Origin of the sequence: Marinobacter sp. S6332, assembly GCF_023016045.1 — a bacterium.
In the GTDB taxonomy this organism is placed as follows: Bacteria; Pseudomonadota; Gammaproteobacteria; order Pseudomonadales; family Oleiphilaceae; genus Marinobacter.
This window is the reverse complement of the sequence record NZ_JALKAP010000005.1, coordinates 122,712-142,060: the sequence shown is the minus strand read 5'-3', so window position 1 is coordinate 142,060 and position 19,349 is coordinate 122,712. Positions and strand designations below refer to the sequence as shown.

General features: G+C 53.6%; 15 protein-coding genes. 1 reads left to right on the top strand and 14 read right to left on the bottom strand.

The genetic code is table 11. From position 1 onward, the window contains the following. Nucleotides 1-4: 4 nt before the first annotated feature. The 5 genes from MWU62_RS09170 to leuC form a co-directional block, all read right to left on the bottom strand. Nucleotides 5-3,313, bottom strand: coding sequence for a FimV/HubP family polar landmark protein (locus tag MWU62_RS09170; RefSeq protein WP_247114570.1), 3,309 nt, complete (start codon nucleotides 3,311-3,313; stop codon nucleotides 5-7). Between the two features lie 321 nt (nucleotides 3,314-3,634). Then, a complete protein-coding gene (gene asd, locus MWU62_RS09165; RefSeq protein WP_247114569.1) occupies nucleotides 3,635-4,750 on the bottom strand; it encodes an aspartate-semialdehyde dehydrogenase in 1,116 nt (371 codons plus the stop codon). A 112-nt stretch (nucleotides 4,751-4,862) separates the two neighbouring features. Then, nucleotides 4,863-5,936, bottom strand: a complete 1,074-nt coding sequence (leuB, locus tag MWU62_RS09160) for a 3-isopropylmalate dehydrogenase (RefSeq protein ID WP_247114568.1) — start codon at nucleotides 5,934-5,936, stop codon at nucleotides 4,863-4,865. Between the two features lie 122 nt (nucleotides 5,937-6,058). Next, the gene (gene leuD / locus MWU62_RS09155) at nucleotides 6,059-6,706 is read right to left on the bottom strand and encodes a 3-isopropylmalate dehydratase small subunit (protein ID WP_247114567.1); all 648 of its coding nucleotides are present in this window, start codon (nucleotides 6,704-6,706) and stop codon (nucleotides 6,059-6,061) included. A gap of 21 nt (nucleotides 6,707-6,727) precedes the next feature. Then, nucleotides 6,728-8,146 carry a 3-isopropylmalate dehydratase large subunit gene (leuC, locus tag MWU62_RS09150; protein ID WP_247114566.1) on the bottom strand — a complete coding sequence of 473 codons (1,419 nt, stop codon included), beginning with the start codon at nucleotides 8,144-8,146 and terminating at the stop codon, nucleotides 6,728-6,730. 178 nt (nucleotides 8,147-8,324) lie between these two features. Between leuC and MWU62_RS09145 the strand changes: the two genes are divergently transcribed. Continuing rightward, on the top strand, nucleotides 8,325-9,233 hold the full coding sequence (locus MWU62_RS09145) for a LysR family transcriptional regulator (protein ID WP_247114565.1): 909 nt from the start codon (nucleotides 8,325-8,327) through the stop codon (nucleotides 9,231-9,233). A 175-nt stretch (nucleotides 9,234-9,408) separates the two neighbouring features. On the opposite strand, the gene aroC is transcribed toward MWU62_RS09145, so the two are convergent. The 9 genes from aroC to MWU62_RS09100 form a co-directional block, all read right to left on the bottom strand. Continuing rightward, nucleotides 9,409-10,503 (bottom strand): chorismate synthase, encoded by a 1,095-nt coding sequence (aroC, locus tag MWU62_RS09140; protein WP_247114564.1) that lies wholly within the window; start codon nucleotides 10,501-10,503, stop codon nucleotides 9,409-9,411. 37 nt (nucleotides 10,504-10,540) lie between these two features. Further along, complete coding sequence (gene prmB / locus MWU62_RS09135) at nucleotides 10,541-11,443, bottom strand: 50S ribosomal protein L3 N(5)-glutamine methyltransferase (RefSeq protein WP_247114563.1); 903 nt, start codon at nucleotides 11,441-11,443, stop codon at nucleotides 10,541-10,543. Nucleotides 11,444-11,537: 94 nt separating this feature from the next. After that, entirely contained in the window at nucleotides 11,538-12,659 is a 1,122-nt protein-coding gene (locus MWU62_RS09130) for a patatin-like phospholipase family protein (protein ID WP_281494856.1), read from the bottom strand. Between the two features lie 60 nt (nucleotides 12,660-12,719). After that, entirely contained in the window at nucleotides 12,720-13,622 is a 903-nt protein-coding gene (locus MWU62_RS09125) for a DUF4892 domain-containing protein (RefSeq protein ID WP_348645638.1), read from the bottom strand. A gap of 4 nt (nucleotides 13,623-13,626) precedes the next feature. Then, complete coding sequence (locus MWU62_RS09120) at nucleotides 13,627-14,553, bottom strand: alpha/beta hydrolase (RefSeq protein ID WP_247114560.1); 927 nt, start codon at nucleotides 14,551-14,553, stop codon at nucleotides 13,627-13,629. A 14-nt stretch (nucleotides 14,554-14,567) separates the two neighbouring features. Further along, on the bottom strand, nucleotides 14,568-14,918 hold the full coding sequence (locus MWU62_RS09115) for a PilZ domain-containing protein (protein ID WP_200200787.1): 351 nt from the start codon (nucleotides 14,916-14,918) through the stop codon (nucleotides 14,568-14,570). A 104-nt stretch (nucleotides 14,919-15,022) separates the two neighbouring features. Continuing rightward, complete coding sequence (holB, locus tag MWU62_RS09110; RefSeq protein WP_247114559.1) at nucleotides 15,023-16,054, bottom strand: DNA polymerase III subunit delta'; 1,032 nt, start codon at nucleotides 16,052-16,054, stop codon at nucleotides 15,023-15,025. Next, nucleotides 16,047-18,161: a DUF3488 and transglutaminase-like domain-containing protein gene (locus MWU62_RS09105; protein ID WP_247114558.1), complete on the bottom strand. Its 2,115-nt coding sequence runs from the start codon at nucleotides 18,159-18,161 to the stop codon at nucleotides 16,047-16,049. The genes holB and MWU62_RS09105 overlap by 8 nt, the downstream gene beginning before the upstream one ends. Then, complete coding sequence (locus MWU62_RS09100; protein ID WP_247114557.1) at nucleotides 18,158-19,189, bottom strand: DUF58 domain-containing protein; 1,032 nt, start codon at nucleotides 19,187-19,189, stop codon at nucleotides 18,158-18,160. Before MWU62_RS09100 ends, MWU62_RS09105 begins: the two co-directional genes overlap by 4 nt. Between the last annotated feature and the right edge of the window lie 160 nt (nucleotides 19,190-19,349).

The following is a 19,349-nucleotide window of genomic DNA, read 5'->3' as shown; positions in this document are numbered from 1 at the left end:
CGGATTAGGACAGTTTTTTAAGCAGATCCTGAGCTTCCGCTTTCTGTCCGTCATCACCCTCAAGGGCAACTTCTTCCAGAATGTCACGGGCTCCGTCACTGTCGCCCATCTCAATATAGGCTCGCGCCAGGTCAAGCTTAGTTGCGGCCTCGTCAGTGCCGGCGAGGAAATCGAAGTCATCATCGTCACCGATATCATCTTCATCGATATCAGCAAGCAGCGATTTTGACGCCTCTTCCTTCACTTCGTCAGACGCTACCGGCAAATCTTCATCCGGGAGAGAGCCATCAGCGTCAGCAAGAGAACCATTTACGTCCAGAACAGAGTCGTCAACGTTCGACAAAGAGTCGTCAACGTCTTCTGAGAGCGCGTCATCAAGTCCCAGCTCGTCATCCAAATCATCCAGAGATGGCTCTTTATCTTCTAGACCGGCATTGGCTGAGTCTGCTGAATCCGAGAACTCTTCCATCAATGCTAGATCTTCATCGGAGACATCCAATTCAAGATCATCCAGAGTGGATTCTTCCATCTCAGAACCGCCAAGCTCTTCCTCTTCGCCAGCGACCTTATCCAGCTCCGCATCGAGTTCATCCAAGAAAGACTCATCCAAAGCATCAAGGTCTGAGCTTTCTATATCCTCGTCTTCCAGATCGCTATCTAGCTTACTTTCAGCTTCACTTTCTAACTCATTTTCCAGCTCATCGAGTGAGGTCCCTGATTCAAACTCATCATTTAGTTCGAAACCTGATAGCTCATCAAGCTCACCGAGGGACTCTTCCAATGATTTCTCTGCCGATTCGTCCAGATCAGAATCTTCGAGAGATTCATCAAGAGATTCCGCAACAGAGTCTTCCGAATCATCGAGATCTATCTCGAGAGAAGAAAAGTCGCTCTCCTCGTCCAAAAGATCAGGCTCAGATGTTTGCTCCGAGTCTGTAACGTCCGATTCCGGCAGATCTGCTACTTCGTCTTTGGCTTTCGGCAACTCCAGCCCTGACAGATCGTATTCGATCAGATCATCTGACTCGTTCTTTTCTTCCTCACTCACTTCCCCGTCAGCCGGGGCGTCAGCAGCGCTTTCTGCATCTTCAACGGTTTCGGAATCAAAGTCGGACAAATCCGAGTCAAAATCACCGAACTCGTTCTCAACCTGATCTTCGCGGCCAGCATCATATTGATCTGCCACGAGCTCATCAGATAAGGACGAACCGGAACGAAGCTGAGACTCTAGGTCATCAATGCTAGGCATTGATTCAGCTTCCTCCAGACGGGTTCGAAGTTCATTCGCCTGCGCAAGCGCCTCGTCATCGCCTAGCGTCTCGATTTCACCAAACTGCTTCTCGAAGGAGTCGCGCTCTTGGTTGTCAGCGTAGACAGCTAGAAGCTTTAGGCGTAGATCTGTGCGGCTTGGTTCACGGGAGATAGCTGCTTCCAGAACCTGCGTCGCCTGATCATAACGACCGTAGGCTATGTATGTATCAGCTTCCTCCAGAGCGTCGCTATTACCATCGCTCTGCGCTAGCTCATCGTCATCCAGACTCAGATCAAAGGTATCCTCAGACCCGTCAGATTCACTGTTGAGCTGCTCATAAAACTCTTTCTCGCGGTTCGCGTTGCGTCGGGCCAGGAGCAAAAGAACCAGTAACAAAATAACCAAACCCCCCCCAAGAGCGATCTGGTACAGGGTGTTATTAGCAATCGCGTCAATCACATTACCCGGGAAGCCCTTATCAGCAATTGGCTGAGGTTTAGGCTTGGTTTGAGGTACCTCTGGTTTTGCGGGCTGCTCTGGCTGTGCGGCCGCCACCGGGGCAGCGTCGCTTCCTGCAGAATCCATATCCTGCTCGGCATCAGCCATATCGTCAGCAGGCAGAGTCTCGGGGGCCATTTCCGTAACTTCGGCCTCTTCACCGGCAGCTTCTGCATCAGAAGCATCTTCCATACCCGTAACATCTGATTCGTCAGATGCAACCTCTTCGGTACCGGGCTCGGCGGGCACCTCTGCTGTCTCCGCAGCACCATCTTCGACAACGGGGTCACCAGTCTCTTTTGGTTCCGTCTCTGCCATGGGGGCCGCAGCATCGGGAGTGGCTTCTGCCAATTCAGAATCTGTGGTGGCTTCACCTGTATCTGTAGCGGAATCAGCAAGCTCAGAACCCGGCTCTACTTGATTAGGTGCTGAACCGCCAACCTCGGCTCCTTGCTGAATCTCTGCTAACTGGCTATTTTTGAGTTCCAGCAAACGTTGCAGTGTTTGTACCTGATCCTGAAGATCGTCAACTCGAGTGTTAAGTTCTTCGTTCTCACGCCGAGTGCTTTCGAGTTCTTCCATTGCAACTGCGGCACCAGCATCAACCCCACCGGGAAGCTTGCCATCACCACCAGCAGAGCCACCATCGGTCTCACTGCGACTGCCGGTATCATCCGCGACCAGCAGTTTGAGCTCGTCGCCACCCGCGGAAGCTTGGCCAGCTGCGCCAGTTCTAGAAGGCTGTGCAGGCGTAGCATCCACGGTGCGTTTGGGTTGCTGGAATTCTTGATTCTGCTGGGCTACCGCACGGGTTGCCTCTGCACGGCTACGGTCGCGGATCTGATCTGCGGTTGGAACACGCAGCACCTGACCTCGTTTGAGCCGATTAATGTTATTGCCAATGAACGCATCGGGATTCAGATCCTGCAAGGCAAGCATAACCTGCTGCATAGAGAGGCTGTTGTCTGGCCGAACTGCAGAGGCGATGGTCCAAAGCGTGTCGTTTGCACTCGTAGGGCCAAAAGTATCTGATCCGTAGCCACGGCTCTGCGCCTGCTCTGCACTAGACTGTCGGCGAGCGGATTCGACACTGCGGGCTGGAGCAGTTGTTCGGGCTTGTGCTGAAGGAGCACGCACCTGTTCAGACACACCGGACTCTTCGGCGTAAATGGGGGGGTCTACCAAAACTGCGTATTCACGCATTAACCGGCCGTTGGGCCAGGTTAATTCAAGCAAGAAGTTAAGATATGGCTCTCGTAGGGGTTCCCGGGAGGTTACATTCACCATCAGGCTGCCATCGGCGCCTGTAACCACGTTAAAACGGAGTTTCCCTACAAATGGGCTTCGCTGCAGACCCAGTCTCTGATAAGCCATTTCCGGAGCTATGTTCACAAACACATCACCGGGAGCTACACCCCGACTTTGCGGCAGAACAATCTCTGCTTCCATGGGTTCGTTCAGATAGGACTGAAGTTCAATTTCACCCAGCCCGAGGGCTTGAGCAACCCCGGACCCGAGCCCTCCCGCCAGAGCCAGTGCAACCGCAAGCTTGCGTACCTTCATGCTTTTTCCTTTCCAGTCTCCGTTATTCGATACCGTTTTATACACAGCACCGAACGAGGTGAGGTGACTTTCGTCTGGATACTTCAGATTTAATGTGTCGAAGCTGTCGAAACTTTAACGTTCAGTTTGGCAAGTATTGTTGATAAAACCTCTTTTATCAATCAATCAGCCGCATTCCTTGCACCATTTTTTTATCAGTTGCGCGGAACCCACTAGTGTTCCTGAAAATAACAGGGGCGGAGCCTGAAATCAGCCTCCGCCCCCTAACCGGCTTTCTGAAACCGGACACAGTTGGCATTAATTGCCTCTGTGTAACATTTCTTAACGCGCCTGCAATATCCGTAACATACGGCGCAGAGGCTCAGCAGCACCCCATAGCAGCTGATCACCTACGGTGAACGCAGAAATGTACTCTGGCCCCATAGCGAGCTTTCTGATGCGCCCTATGGGCACACTCAGGGTGCCTGTTACCTTGGCAGGCGTCAGCTCTTCGATGGTTGCATCACGATCATTCGGTATGACTTTCACCCAGTCGTTGGCGTTTGCCAGAATCGACTCAATTTCTGCAACCGTTAGGTCTTTCTTGAGCTTGATCGTGAGCGCCTGACTGTGGGAACGCATGGCGCCAATTCGCACACAGATTCCGTCAATTGGAATCGGATTATCTGAGCGACCAAGAATTTTATTGGTCTCAACACCTGCCTTCCACTCTTCTTTGCTCATACCGTTATCAAGTTGCTTATCGATAAACGGTATCAGGCTGCCAGCCAGAGGAACTTGGAAGTGCTCGGTCGGAAAACCATCAGAGCGCATGGTTTCAGTAATCTTGCGGTCGATGTCCAAAATCGCAGAAGACGGGCTAGCCAGCTCGTCACTAACACTGCGGTTCAGCTCACCCATTTGGTTAAGCAATTCACGCATGTTTTGCGCACCGGAACCAGAAGCTGCCTGATAAGTCATGGGCGACACCCACTCAATCAGATCTTGCTCCAGCAAACCACCCAGAGCCAGCATCATCAAACTTACAGTGCAGTTACCACCGATGTAGTCTTTAACGCCTTTATCAAGGGCTGCATCAATTACGTTGCGGTTCACCGGATCCAAAACAATAACGGAATGATCCGCCATGCGCAGCGAAGATGCCGCATCAATCCAGTAACCTTGCCAGCCTGAATCGCGCAGCTTCTGATAAACCGCGCTTGTGTAATCGCCACCCTGACATGTCAAAACCACATCCAGAGTTTTAAGAGTTTCGATATCGAAAGCATCCTGCAAAGGCGGCACGCCGTCTTTGCCCACATCCGGAGCTGGCTGACCAGCCTGAGATGTGGTGAAAAATACCGGTTCGATATCAGCAAAATCGTTTTCTTCGCGCATACGCTGCATGAGCACTGAGCCCACCATGCCGCGCCAACCTACAAGTCCAACTCGCTTCATGTGCGACCTTTGAACCTCGCGTTATGCCCGCCCTCAACCTTTATCGCTGGCTGGGACAGGGTGAATGATCCCGCAGCAACCGCATCGTGTTGCTGTCGGGTGGTATTGTAAATTACAGAGCAGCCAGTACCGCATCACCCATTTCGCGGGTAGAAACCCGGGTGCCGCCTTCCGACATAATATCTGCCGTGCGCAACCCCTGATCCAGTACCTTGTTCACAGCCGCCTCAATGGCCGCCGCAGCCTTCTCTTCATCAAGACTGTACCGCAACATCATGGCCGCACTGATAATTGTAGCAAGCGGATTGGCAATACCTTTGCCAGCTATATCTGGCGCCGACCCATGGCAAGGCTCATACATACCCTGCTTCTCAGAATTCAGCGATGCTGACGGCAACATGCCAATAGAACCTGTGAGCATGGCTGCTTCGTCTGAAAGAATATCACCAAACATGTTTCCAGTCACAATCACGTCGAACTGCTTAGGTGCACGAACCAGCTGCATTGCCGCGTTATCCACGTACATGTGGGATAGTTCTACATCCGGATATTCACTCTGCAACTCGTTCATGATTTCACGCCACAAAACGGTCACTTCAAGAACATTGGCTTTGTCTACGGAGCATAATTTTTTGCCACGCTGCTGCGCCGCCTCAAACCCAACCCGGCCGATGCGGCGAATTTCAGACTCTGTATAGGCATAGGTATTGTAGCCCTGACGCTCGCCGCTTTCGAGCTGACGAACACCGCGCGGCTGGCCAAAGTAGATACCACCTGTGAGCTCACGCACAATCATAATATCCAGACCCGAAACCACCTCGGGCTTGAGGGAGGATGCAGACGCAAGTTGCGGGTACAGAATAGCCGGGCGCAGGTTGGCAAACAGCTTCAGATTCGAGCGCAAGCCAAGCAGCCCCTTCTCGGGACGTTTTGCCATAGGAAGGCTATCCCACTTTGGCCCCCCTACGGCGCCCAGCAAAATCGCATCGGCCTTGCGGGCCATATCAAGCGTCTCATCCGGCAAGGGATTATCCGCTTCGTCCAACGCAGCTCCACCAACGAGACCGGTATTAAACGTTAGCTTTAGATCAAATTTTTCATTAATGGCGTGCAGGATTTTTTCGGCTTCCGCAACGATTTCAGGGCCTATGCCGTCGCCTGGTAGAAGAAGTACATTTCTAGACATAATGAGCTTCCAAATCTTGGTAAACCGGACCATTTTGGCACGGCGGATTAACTATCGCCGGGTGACGATTCACGCACCCGGCTTAATGGGGTCTATATCTCAGCAGTTCACCGGAGCGCAGCCTACTGACCAGCGCCAAATAGCCAAGGAGCTGTTTGGCGGCGCTGATCTTCATAGGATTTGATCAGTTCTGCGTCTTCCAGAGTTACGCCAATATCGTCGAGGCCATGCAACAAGCAGTGACGACGAAAATCATCCACATCAAAGCCGAACGACTCGCCAGACGGCGTGACCACGGTTTTCGCCTCCAGATCTACTGTCAGCTTATAGCCTTCCGAGCTCTCAGCTTCTTGGAACAACTGATCAACAATTTTTTCATCAAGAACAATAGGTAACAAGCCATTCTTAAAGCAGTTATTATAGAAAATATCGGCAAAGCTCGGAGCGATAACAACCCGAAAACCGTAATCATCAAGTGCCCAGGGAGCATGCTCGCGACTTGAGCCACAACCAAAATTACTTCTAGCCAAAAGTACGCTAGCGCCCTTATAACGGGGCTGATTGAGCACAAAGTCCGGGTTCAGCGGGCGCTGGGAGCTGTCTTGATCCGGCTTACCTTCGTCGAGATAGCGCAGCTCATCAAACAGATTGGGGCCAAAGCCCGTACGCTTGATGGATTTCAAAAACTGCTTGGGAATAATCATGTCCGTATCCACATTGGAACGGTCCATGGGGGCAACAATGCCTTGGTGTTGCGTAAATGCGCGCATGGTTCTGTTCTCTCCTGTGGCTCAGTTCAGCAATTCGCGAACATCAACAAAGTGACCGGCGATTGCGGCGGCGGCTGCCATGGCAGGGCTCACCAAGTGTGTCCGACCCCCGAATCCCTGACGGCCCTCAAAGTTACGGTTAGACGTTGAAGCACAGTGCTCACCCTGCCCCAACTTGTCGGCATTCATAGCCAGACACATGGAACAGCCTGGGTCGCGCCACTCGAGGCCGGCATCAATGAACACCTGATCAAGACCTTCGGCTTCCGCCTGTGCCTTCACCAAACCGGAACCCGGAACAACCATCGCCTGCTTCAAGCTATTCGCAACCTTACGTCCTTTCACTACAGACGCGGCCTCACGCAGATCTTCAATGCGGCTGTTGGTGCAGGAACCGATAAAGACCCTATCGAGCATTATGTCTGTGATTGCCTGATTTGCTTGCAAGCCCATGTACTTGAGGGCACGTTCGATGCCTTCGCGCTTAATGGGGTCCTCTTCTTTGGCTGGGTCTGGCACATTACCTGTAACATCCGCAACCATCTCCGGAGAAGTTCCCCAACTTACCTGCGGCATGATTTCCGCGCCGTCCAACTCAACAATCTTGTCGAACTCAGCATCCAAATCACTGTGCAACGTGCGCCAATATTTAACGGCGGCATCCCAGGTTTCGCCCGTAGGAGAGAAAGGCCGACCTTTCACATAATCGATGGTCGTGCCATCTACAGCAACCATACCCACCCGAGCACCGGCTTCAATGGCCATATTACAAATGGTCATACGACCTTCCATGCTCAAGCTCTGAATCGCCTCACCACCAAACTCGATAGCGTGGCCAGTGCCGCCAGCGGTACCAATCTTACCGATGATAGCCAGTACAACATCTTTGCCGGTAACACCCTTGCCGAGCTGGCCGTTTACCTTCACCAGCATGTTCTTCATCTTCTGCTGCACCAAACACTGGGTTGCCAGCACATGCTCAACTTCGGATGTACCTATGCCGTGGGCAAGGCAACCAAATGCACCGTGAGTGGACGTATGGGAATCACCGCACACAATGGTCATTCCCGGCAGCGTTGCGCCCTGCTCTGGTCCAATAACGTGCACAATCCCCTGACGCTGATCCATGATCTTGAATTCAAGAATACCGAACTCGTCGCAGTTCTTGCCCAGTGTTTCTACCTGAATACGAGATACCGGATCAACAATGCCCTCAATACCCTTCGCTCGATCTGTAGTCGGAACGTTGTGGTCTGGGGTTGCCAAATTGGCATCAATGCGCCACGGCTTGCGATTAGCCAAGCGCAGACCCTCAAAGGCCTGCGGTGAAGTTACTTCGTGCAACAACTGACGATCAATATAAATCAGCGCCGAACCATCGTCCCGCTGCTTGACCAAATGATCGTCCCACAACTTATCGTATAAGGTCTTACCCGCCATGATTCTCTCTCACTCTCTGGAGGTACATTTTTTTAGTGCTATCTATGGCTATTCAGCCTAAATCTTGCACCTATCATACAGCCACAGAAAACATAACCGCAATTCATGTTTATCATTCATCGCATTCCGTTCGGTTATACGATAGCCTTTGCTGACAAACACCGTAGGAACACAAACCGTGGACTCAAACGCACTCAAAGCCTTCATCACCATCGTCGACCAAGGCTCTTTTTCAGAGGCTGCGGAGCAACTGCACCTAAGCCAACCCGCCATCAGCAAACGGCTTGCAGCTCTAGAAAACCAACTTGGCGAAACACTCATCGACCGAAGCCAAAGACAAATCCGCCTCACCGACTCAGGAAGCCGACTACTGCCCCACGCGCGCAAAATCCTCGACGAAATACATAACGCCCGCATCGCCCTCTCGCCAGACTCCGGCTTACTGGAAGGTGAGCTACACATCATCGCCAGCCACCACATAGGCCTTCATCACCTACCCAAATGGCTAAGACGGTTCAAACGTGAATACCCCCAGATAACCATAAACCTACAGTTCATGGAATCCGACGCCGCCTACGAACAAATGCGCAAACGCAACGCCGAACTGGCCTTCGTAACCCTCAGCGACAGCATGCCCGCAAGCTTCCACGTATTCGCCCAATGGCCCGACCCCATGGCCTTTGTAGTGGGCACCGACCACCCACTAGCTGCAATAAAAGCACCCAAGCTCGCTGACCTGGCACAGCACCCGGCCCTACTACCGGATACCTCAACCTCAACCTACCGTGTAGTAAGCCGCCTATTTCTGGAGGCAAACCTACCCTTAAACCCACAAATGCCCACCAACTACCTAGAAACCCTAAAAATGATGACCAGCGTCGGCCTCGGCTGGAGCGTATTACCACTCCGCATGGCAGATGAAAGCCTGAAAGTGCTTGAAGGCGTTCTGGCAAAAGGAACGGAAGCTGGAAATTCGGTTACACGGGTTCTTGGCGGCATCGGACTAACCGGCCGGCAACCGGGTAACGCCGCGAAGGCGTTGCTGAGGATTGTTCAAGAAGAAGAGGGAAATCAGAGCAAGAGTTAGCGAGTGTGAAGCCAGCATAGTCAGGTAAACCACGGCCTATGGTGATCCGGTCAGGTGAGACTGTTCAAAAATCTGGAGCGCCAAGGATGGCGCGACGAAGCCCTACATGGATGTATTTACGGGCGTTTTTTGAACAGTTTTACCTGACTGGATCGCTACACCTAAGCTATCAGGCTCAAAGCTGCCCAATAACCGGCGTAGCAACAGAAACATCACCATTCTGACCACGATGGCGCAAATAATGATCCATCAGCACAATCGCCATCATTGCCTCAGCAATAGGCGTAGCACGGATTCCTACACAAGGGTCATGCCGCCCAGTCGTAATAACCTCCACCGGATTACCGTGCACATCAATACCACGCCCCGGCAAACGCAAACTCGACGTCGGCTTCAGAGCAATACTCGCAAGCAGCGGCTGCCCTGACGAAATCCCACCAAGCACACCGCCAGCATGATTCGACAAAAAGCCCTCCGGAGTCATCTCATCCCGATGCTCCGTACCCTTTTGCGTAATACACCCAAAGCCCGCACCAATCTCAACGCCCTTCACCGCATTAATACTCATCAGAGCATGCGCCAAATCTGCATCCAACCGATCAAACACCGGCTCACCTAACCCCGGCGGAACACCTTCAGCCACCACATTAATCCGTGCTCCAATAGAATCGCCTTCCTTGCGGAGAGCATCCATATAGGCCTCCATCTCCGGCACCTTATCGGCATCAGGACAGAAAAACGGATTTTGATGCACCTGATCCCAATCGAGCTTCTCTGCTCGCACCGGCCCAAGCTCCGACAAATACCCACGGATACGAATACCCAAACGCTCCTGCAAAAACTTCCGAGCCACCGCACCGGCTGCAACCCTCATAGCCGTTTCACGGGCCGAAGAGCGGCCACCACCACGGTAATCCCGCACCCCATACTTATGCATATAGGTGTAGTCGGCGTGGGCCGGGCGGAACTGCTCTGAAATCTTTGAGTAATCCTTCGAGCGCTGATCTGTATTTTCAATAATCAGCCCAATGGGCGTGCCCGTGGTTTTACCCTCGAACACACCGGAAAGAATGCGAACCTCATCCGCTTCACGGCGCTGGGTGGTATGCCGGGAAGTACCGGGCTTACGGCGATCCAGATCGGCCTGCATATCGGCCTCTGAAAGCTCCAACCCCGGCGGGCAGCCATCAATAATACAGCCCAGAGCAGCCCCATGGCTCTCGCCAAACGTTGTAACGCTAAACAGTTTTCCGAACGTGTTTCCTGACATAATTCAATATCTTATAAAGGTGATGTAACAAATTAGATTAACGATTGTTTTGCCACTGGTGGAGGTCCTGCTCGGTAATCGCAAAAACACCGTCGCCGCCATTATTGAACTCCAGCCAAGTGAACGGAAGTTCCGGATACGCCTCATCCAGAGCTACCCAGCTATTCCCAACCTCGACTACCAGCAGGCCGCCGGGCGCAAGATGCTCCGCTGCTCCGGCAATAATCCGATGGGCAATATCCAACCCATCACTGCCCGCTGCAAGGCCCAACACCGGCTCATGATGAAACTCGTCCGGCATGTCACCCATGTCTTCTGCATCAACATAGGGCGGATTGCTGACAATGATATCGTACTGACCGGTGATATTCGCGAACACATCCGACTCTACCGTGCGCACACGGCCGTGAAGCTCATGCAAATCAATGTTGGATTCTGCGACTGCCAGAGCCTCCAGCGATACGTCCGACAAATCAACGGTGGCATTCTCGAATACCGAGGCCGCCCCTATGCCGATACAGCCGCTTCCGGTGCAAAGATCGAGAATTCGCTCAACAGGCTTATCGCCAAGCCAGGGCTGAAATCCGTTTTCAATCAACTCCCCAATTGGCGAGCGTGGTACTAAAACCCGTTCATCCACATTGAACGGCATACCCATAAACCAAGCTTCACCCAACAGATACGCCAGTGGAACACGCTCATCGATGCGACGACGAAGGCGCTCAATAATAAGCAAGCGCTCTTCCCGGGTCAGCCTTGCATCCAGAAACAGGGTGTTGTTTTCTAGCGGTAGGTGCAGGCTGCGCATCACCAACTGCACGGCCTCGTCCCACACGTTATCCGTGCCATGGCCGAAAAAAACCGGCGAAGCGGCAAACTGTGAAGACGCGTAACGAAGGTAATCGCGAACGGTGTGAAGATCGTCAATCGGGCTGGTCACAAACACGGTTTCCTGTCATGTCGGATTCAGCGCGGATTATACGCTGTTTCAAGGCCTTGCTGCAGCCACCAAATTAGGGTTCAGCCTTATAGGCTCATACGGCCAAAGGCCCAGAGCTGTTCCTGTTTTCTTCAAACCGATCCAAAGCCGCAGCCATGCGCTCACGCCCCAATTGAATCAGTTCCGGTGCCTTATGGAAGTCATAAATACGGCAGGAGTTTTTAGGGATGTTAACCAGCAAATCTGGCGGGTAGCCAGCAAGCTTGTATTGCACCAGAGCGCTCTGCATGGTTTCGATGGTCAAGTTCATAACGTCGAACTTGCCGAGGCCCAGCTTGTCCCAGTTGATTGTTTCGTGTTCTTCCTGACGCTTGTTATCGTCTTGTTTATTACGGCTCTTTTTCTGCACTTCTTTCGAAATTTTATCCTCGGGGCTTTCGTCAGCATCCGCTTTTCCCGCACCCAAAGATTTTAACGTATCCCAGTCAAACCAGCGGGAGGCCTTGTCGCGAAACCTATCCACCCACTCATCCGCGTTCTCGTTGGCCGCTCCATGCTCATTATGCATAAAAGCAGCATCGGGCAACCGTTGCCGTCGATCTTCTTCGCCGCTGAGATTCACTGCAAACACGAGGTCAGCATGGGCTGAAATGGTCGGAATAATAGGCAGCGGATTTAGCAATGCACCATCAACCAGAACCCGGCCATCCAAAACCATGGGAGTGACAACGCTTGGAATGGCTACGGAAGCACGAATCGCTCTGTCTAATGGGCCTTCTTGAAACCAGATTTCCTTGTGCGCCAACAAATCCGTTGCAACGGCGGTGTAATGCAGAGGTAGATTCTCAATTCGAGTATCCCCCAGCATCTCCCGCACGATTGAAAAGATCTTTTCACCTCGAATTGCACCAACCGAGTTGAAGGTTAGATCCAGCAATTTGAGCACATCAAACTGGCCCAATCCGGTTACCCAGTCCTTGTAGTCTTGCATCTTGCCTGCTGCATACATACCGCCCACCAGAGCGCCCATAGAGCAGCCGGAAATAGCCACAATGTTGTAATCGCGCTCAGCAAGAACTTCGATAGCACCTATGTGGGCATAGCCTCTTGCACCGCCACTACCCAAGGTTAAGGCAACGGTCTGGCGTTTGCGTTCAGGAGGCTTAGGCTTAGTGCTGGCGTTCGACTCGACGGCCGATAGGTCTGAACTCTTCAGAACCTTGGATGCATCATTATCAGGCACTTGACTACCCCGTTAAAGGCTTCTTCTTTAGATCTACTGCGTCACAACCATTACTTCAACCCGATCGCCTTGGCGAGCAGCATCCGAAACAACCACAGACGGCCCCACAATGACCAATTCCTGCTGTTGTCTGGAAACACCGGTTTTCGCCAAAACCTCCGAAAGCGACTCTGCCGCCTTGCGGGCTCGCTCCATGGCGCCGCTGAAAGATTCATTCCCCCCGAGCGCAGAGTAACCAACAAGAATCACCTTGGCACCCTCAATCCGGGCAAGATCACTAACCTTTCGGCGATCCGTGGCCTGCCAGTTAAACCGGTAGGTAACGCCGCCCTGCCAAGGCACAATCACCGGCCCCACAATACGGTTATTAACCGAGCCAAGGCCGGGAATTGAAGCGCCAGGCGCAACCTTCAAGTGCTCTACCCACACGTATTCTCTAAGATTGCCCCGGGTAACCGTGTATACAGACGTCAACCAGCGGCTGCCATCGTCGGCTACTACACCTGCCACTAAATAATCTTGAGTGCCATCCCTACCGTAGAGAACGGGTTGATTAAATATCTGGTTTGCCCAAACGTTGCTACGGCCACACCGAATGCCCGAGCACTCGAACAGGATTTGCGCGCCACGATCACGCAGCAGCCCAAGGTAGTGTTCCAGTGCTTCCCGGCGGTTGGCATCCCGTGAAATCTGATAGAGACGACCTTCCCCAGACACCGGCAACCGGGCCATGGTTTCTGAGCGAATCTCGTTGTTAACTTCCCGTACCGGGCTAAACAATACGAGGTGGCCAGACGACTCAATGGGCGCCGTTATCTCGAGCGTCGACTGTGCGAATGGCTGTGGCGTAGTTTCAGGCATCGCAGCACTGGCAATAGCAGAAGCTGTCGAAAGCAGCACAGAAATTATAAAGCTCGCTACAAAAGTCTTTGGCAAGGTATCACTCATTCTCAAGAAAGTGTCTGACGGCATCGACTACCGGGCGGGTATCCCCATCAAGGTGACAATGATGCCCTCCGGGTACATCCACCGTGTGCAAATCTGGTACGGCGTCCGCACGGCTATCCAACCCTTTTCGGTTAGCCAGCAACCCTTCCTGAGCGCGCACAAACAGGGTTGGTGCCTTAACAGCCTTTAGCGAAGCCAAAACTTGCTCCTCCGTCATCATCAATGGAGACGGGTGCCTTAGTCTGGCATCTGTGCGCCAGCCGTAACCGCCATTTTCTGGCTTCAGGTTTCGGCGAATCAGTGCCAGTGCCGCTTCGTGGCTGAGCGGGCTAAGCCCACCCTCACGAACCTTGGCCGCCGTCACAACGTCTGGATAAACCGCTGGCCGACCGGAACCTGCTATGCGTTTTTTGATGGACTTACGAAGTTGCGGAACCGTCTCACTGACTGGTCGGCTAAGTGCGCCTAGGCTGTCGATCATAACCAGCTTGCGCACCCGCTCCGGAAACGCCGCAGCGTAGAGCGCGCCCACAATGCCGCCTAATGAATGGCCAACCACATCCACCTGTTCGAACTGCCCGGATTCGCAGAAGTGCGTTTCAATCAGTTCGGCAAGGTCCGCAACGTAATCCATTAACTGGTAACTTTGCCCAGCCGGGCGATGGCCGGAATGCCCGTGACCTGCCATATCCACAGCATACAGCGACGACCACTGCGCCAGTTCCGTCGCTATTTTGGAGAAAGTCAGACTGTTATCCAACCAACCATGAAGCATGATCACGGGCGGCTCGGCAGATTTCTGAGCATCCGATGCTGGCCAACTGAGACCTGCAAGCGTGATGTGCCTCAGGGGCCACACCATCTCGTAGGCCCCTGCCGAACTACCCGCATCAGCGGCCGAAAGGGCAAGATCGTTCATCTGGGAAGCGGGCCTCACATTGTGTGTGTCGGGCGATCAGAGCTGAGCGAGCCTGCAAGATAGGATTCAATCTTGGTCTTGGCGCTTTCATCATCGCCATTGAACTGAACACCAATGCCGGCCGCACGGTTCCCCTGCGCGCCTTTAGGCGTAATCCAGATAACCTTGCCTGCAACCGGCAGCTTCTCCGGCTCATCCATCAGGTTTAGTAGCAGAAACACTTCATCGCCGAGCTGGTATTGCTTTTGGGTAGGTATAAAAAGACCGCCCTGGCGAATGTATGGCATGTAAGCGGCGTATAAAACCGCTTTGTCCTTAATCGTTAGGGTAAGAATGCCGCTGCGCGCACCAAATCCGGGCCCCATATCTGACACCTTCTAAAATGAATGTTAAAACGTTAAACCAAACGTGCGGGAGAAAAACCCCTGATAATCCCTGATGATAGCAGGTGTTCTTGCTAAACGCGCAATCACGACGCCCGACGCTTTGTGGGCATCAGCTCACGCCAAGCAATCAGCAACCGACTGGCCTCGAGCTCGGGGTTGACGTTATATACACCAGCCGCCCGGGTCTCGCGCACCTGATCCAGCAACTCATGGGCACGCCAAGCCGGGTTTCTACTCGCCAAAAAACCCAACATTTCCCCGGCTTCATGATCGTTTGCTGTACCTCCGGCACATAACCGGGCCAAGTCCGAGGCCCAGCCTTCAAACAGCCAAAGCATGTCTTCCAATCCCAATGCTTTAAAAGCCTTAGCCGCCTCAGCGACCGCGACCTGACCTTTCATAAACTGACGAAACTTGTCGAACGCCTCATCCCGCAGCGCCGGAAACTCGCCAGTGGCGTACTCCAGCGCCAAACGCGGTGCATTACCCGCCAGCATTAGCGACTTAGCCATAAGCTCCGGAGATGGCTGCTTGCCTTCTTCTAGCTCCGCAACCTCGCCAACAAGCCATTGTTCCGCCTGCTCAGCGGAGGGAACAGGAATGGACAATACCTGACACCGGGAGCGGATGGTTGGCAAAACAGGCCGACCACTCTCTTGTAAAAGTATAAGCACAAAATCGGGTACCGGCTCTTCGAGGGTTTTAAGTAAGGCATTGGCAGAGTTGATATTGAGTTGGTCTGCGCGGTCAATCACAGCAATCTTGCGACTGGCAACTTGCGGAGAGGATACGGCAAAGGCCGAAAGCTGCCGCACCTGCTCAATCTTTATCATGCGGGACTTTTCCGGTGCATACACCCGAACATCCGGGTGACTGGATGCTGAAATCAGCTGGCATTGGCGGCACTGGCCACAGGCAACCGGCGTTCCGGCTTCTTTTCGCAAGGGCTTAGCACACAGCAACAAACTTGATACTGCATCCGCCCAAGCTCGTTTTCCTACACCACACTCACCGGTCACCAAGAGCGCATGGGGCAACCTGCCTTCAGAAAGGCGGCTTTGAATCACTTGCCAAGGCTTTTTAAGCCAAGGCATTTTAAGGGCTATATCAGTCACTATGCTTTCCTGAGTGGGCAAGGTGCCGGGAGTTTGAGCGCTGGTTTTTGCTCGCTTTGCGAAGCTGTCGCTTCATGGTGGCGAGTAGTCTGCGCATGCGCTGTACCTCATCGCTGCCATCCCGAGCCGGGGCTGATTTGGATTGCGGTCTATAATAGTGGCTGTTTACCATCCGGGCAAAAAGCCGTGCGGAGTCCGCCACCGCCGGTTCTGCAGCCGCCAGCCGGGAGGCCAGAGCAGACGGTGTTTCGCCACTTCTGACTGGCACCCCTGCACGCTCACATAGCTGATACCAGACGCCCAGCACACGCCCGTAACGATCCCGATTTGCACCCCGGCGCATTTGCAGCGCCGATATCAAACCAGCTATCAATAGCCCCACACCGACAATACCGGCGGTAAGATACCCCAACTCCTTAATACCGAAGCCGCCGGGCAAACGCGACATGAGATCCATCTGGCTCTGACCCTGATAGCCAACTACCCAGCGTTGCCATTGATAGTTGATGCGATCAAGCTGCTGACTGGCCCAACGAATAAGCGCTACATCTCCATACCGCTGTGCAGAGGCCCACTCGTTCTCGAGGAACGAGCCTTCCTCCGCCACGGCATCCCGTAAACCGGATTCAATTCTGTTTGGCGCGATCGCAGCGGTAGGGTCAATGCGCACCCAGCCTTGCCCCTCTACCCAGGCTTCAACCCAAGCGTGGGCGTCGTACTGGCGCACCACAAGGTATTCGTCACCCGCACCACTTTCTCCGCCCTGATAACCGACAACAACTCTTGCAGGAATCCCTGCCGAGCGCAGCACAAACGTTGTCGCGCCAGCATAGTGCGCGCAGAACCCGCGCATGTCATCGAATAACAGGCTGTCGATGCCGTTATCGGGCATTCTGGGCGGACGAAGGGTGTAAAAATAGGGTTGCTCCCGGAACCGGCTAAGAAGCGATCGAATGACGCCCACATCACTATTAGACTGCCGCAAGTCTGCTGCCAATGCGCGCGCCCTCGGGTTTCCGGAAGCCGGGAGTTGCAGGTAGCGGCGGGCTTGCCCGGGCTCCAAGGTGAGCACCGTTTGTTCTGGCGAGTTGTCACGCGCTAGCCTATACCGAACCGGGCTATCCGCTGGGCGGCGGAAGCGGAACAGGTCATCTGCTTCTTTCACAACGTTGTCTGAAACCGCCACAGAGCGTTCGAGTGCAAACGCCCAGCGCTGGTCGGTTGGCTCCATCAATACATCGTATTCTTGCGGTTGCAGCTCGCCAACGCCGCCATCCACATCCACCCGCCCCGGCCGACGGTAAGGCTCATAGCCGCTCTGACGCCAGGTTCCATCGTCAAGGGTGTCCAGAATAAGCCCACGCCAGTACCTATCCCGGTATTCAGGCATGGAGCCACCAAAGGTTACTCGAAAGGCCCGGGCACTGCTTTGTGCAAGGCTGGATATATCCCCGGGCCGCATGGTGTCGCTTATGCCCGTGCGTGCCTTGCCAGACACTAAAGGCACGCTCCATAAAGGTTCCATGCGAGGGAAAAACACAAACAAAAGCACAACAATCGGCAGTACTTTAAACAACATGACACCTAACCTGCGCCACCCCGCCTTTATACCACCGGGAAGCTCCGGTGCATTGAGCACCTGCAAGCCAATCAGTAATAAGGCGATGGCGCCGATGTTAACCAGCGCCCAATGGATTTCCTGATGAAACAGAAAGTTCACAGTGGCCAGATACACCAGAATATAAAACAGCACATAGAAATCACGGGCAGTGCGGGTTTCCAGCCACTTCAAACCAACTGTGAGTACAAAGAACGAAGCCGCGGTATCCACGGTAAAGCTCCCCTGCACACGTACCAGGTAAACTGCAATCAGCGCCAACATAATCCCGGTTCGCAACCAGCGCCCCGGCAAACGCACTCGGCCTTGCTGAGCCAGCCAACGCCAGCTTGCCAAGGCGACACACACAAGGATCAGCCACACGGGCAGCCGGTCAATTTGCGGCGACAGCAAGAGCGCAAAGCTTGCCATCAACCAGAGCAGCGCCCGGGATGGCAGGCTGTCGCTTTGCTTTTCAGGTTCCGGCGTTGACCGGCTCCAAAAACTCATATCTTCGCCCCTGCCGTCGCTTTCTTACCTGAATCCGTATTGCTGCGCGTGCCGTGGGGCGCGCCTTGCATATCCCTTGGCTTTTCCTGGCCCCAAACCGCCAGCGCCCGAAGGCAACGGGTTGCATGGGCTTGGCCAGAGTCTGGCTCTATTACCTGGCCGGGCAGATTCAAACCAAAACGCGCCCCACTCTTGCCACGCTCAATCACAAGCCAGGACAAGTAACTGAGCCGTAATTCGTGGTCAGTGCCGGAAAACGCATTAAAATCCAACCAATGAGGGCTGCCTCTATCGGCCTCCCAATCCGCCACCACCATCTGCCCACTGCGAGCAAAACGCTTCCACATCACGCGCTGGCTCATATCCCCATCACGCCAGGGCCTTAATTCAGCATGATCATTGCCCTCGGGAGAACGTGCACTTGCCGATTGATCACCATCGTCCACCGCACTGACCACGTCGGGCGCGGCTATTGGCCGAGGAAACACCACGCCTGCTGAAACCGGCCTCATCCAGGACCAGGCCTTGAGTAAACCAAAGGGGAAACGGGTTTCAATTCGGATGCTGTCCGGTCGCAAATAGCCCCGAAAAGCAGAAACCACCGGTAATGCCACATCAGCTGATTGCCCCGATGGCACATGACCCAAGCGAACCTGAGTGTCGTCATCTGAAAGCATGATGGCTATGGCGTCGTCTTTGCCAGCGGCAGCTCGCAGGCGAAAAAGAATGTCATCACCCGCAAATCCCTCCCCCGCCTGGACCAATGTGAGCTCCAGGCCAGAAAGGTTTCGATGGGTTTGGTGCATGGCACCCACAAACACGGCACCAAGGAGAAAAGTGACCAGATAAATAAGACTGTTCTGATAGTTAATGGCAGTAAGCAGCATGATCAGCAACAGCACGCCGAACACCACGCCCGCGGCCGTAGGCAAGATGAAAAGATTTTTCTGGGTAAGTAGCTGCACATCGGAGCGCGGAATTCGACGGTTGATCCAGCGCTGCCAGCGGCTGCGGATTAGTCTGCTCATTATGTCCCTGAGGCCGGAAGATTGAATAAAAGTTCAACACATCGAACATTCACTGCCATGTTAACCCGCATCGCAGCGGTTTTATAACTCTACGACCAATCAAGGATTCTGATCACAAACTGACACTCACACCCTTGAAATGATGCGGAACAACCCGAAT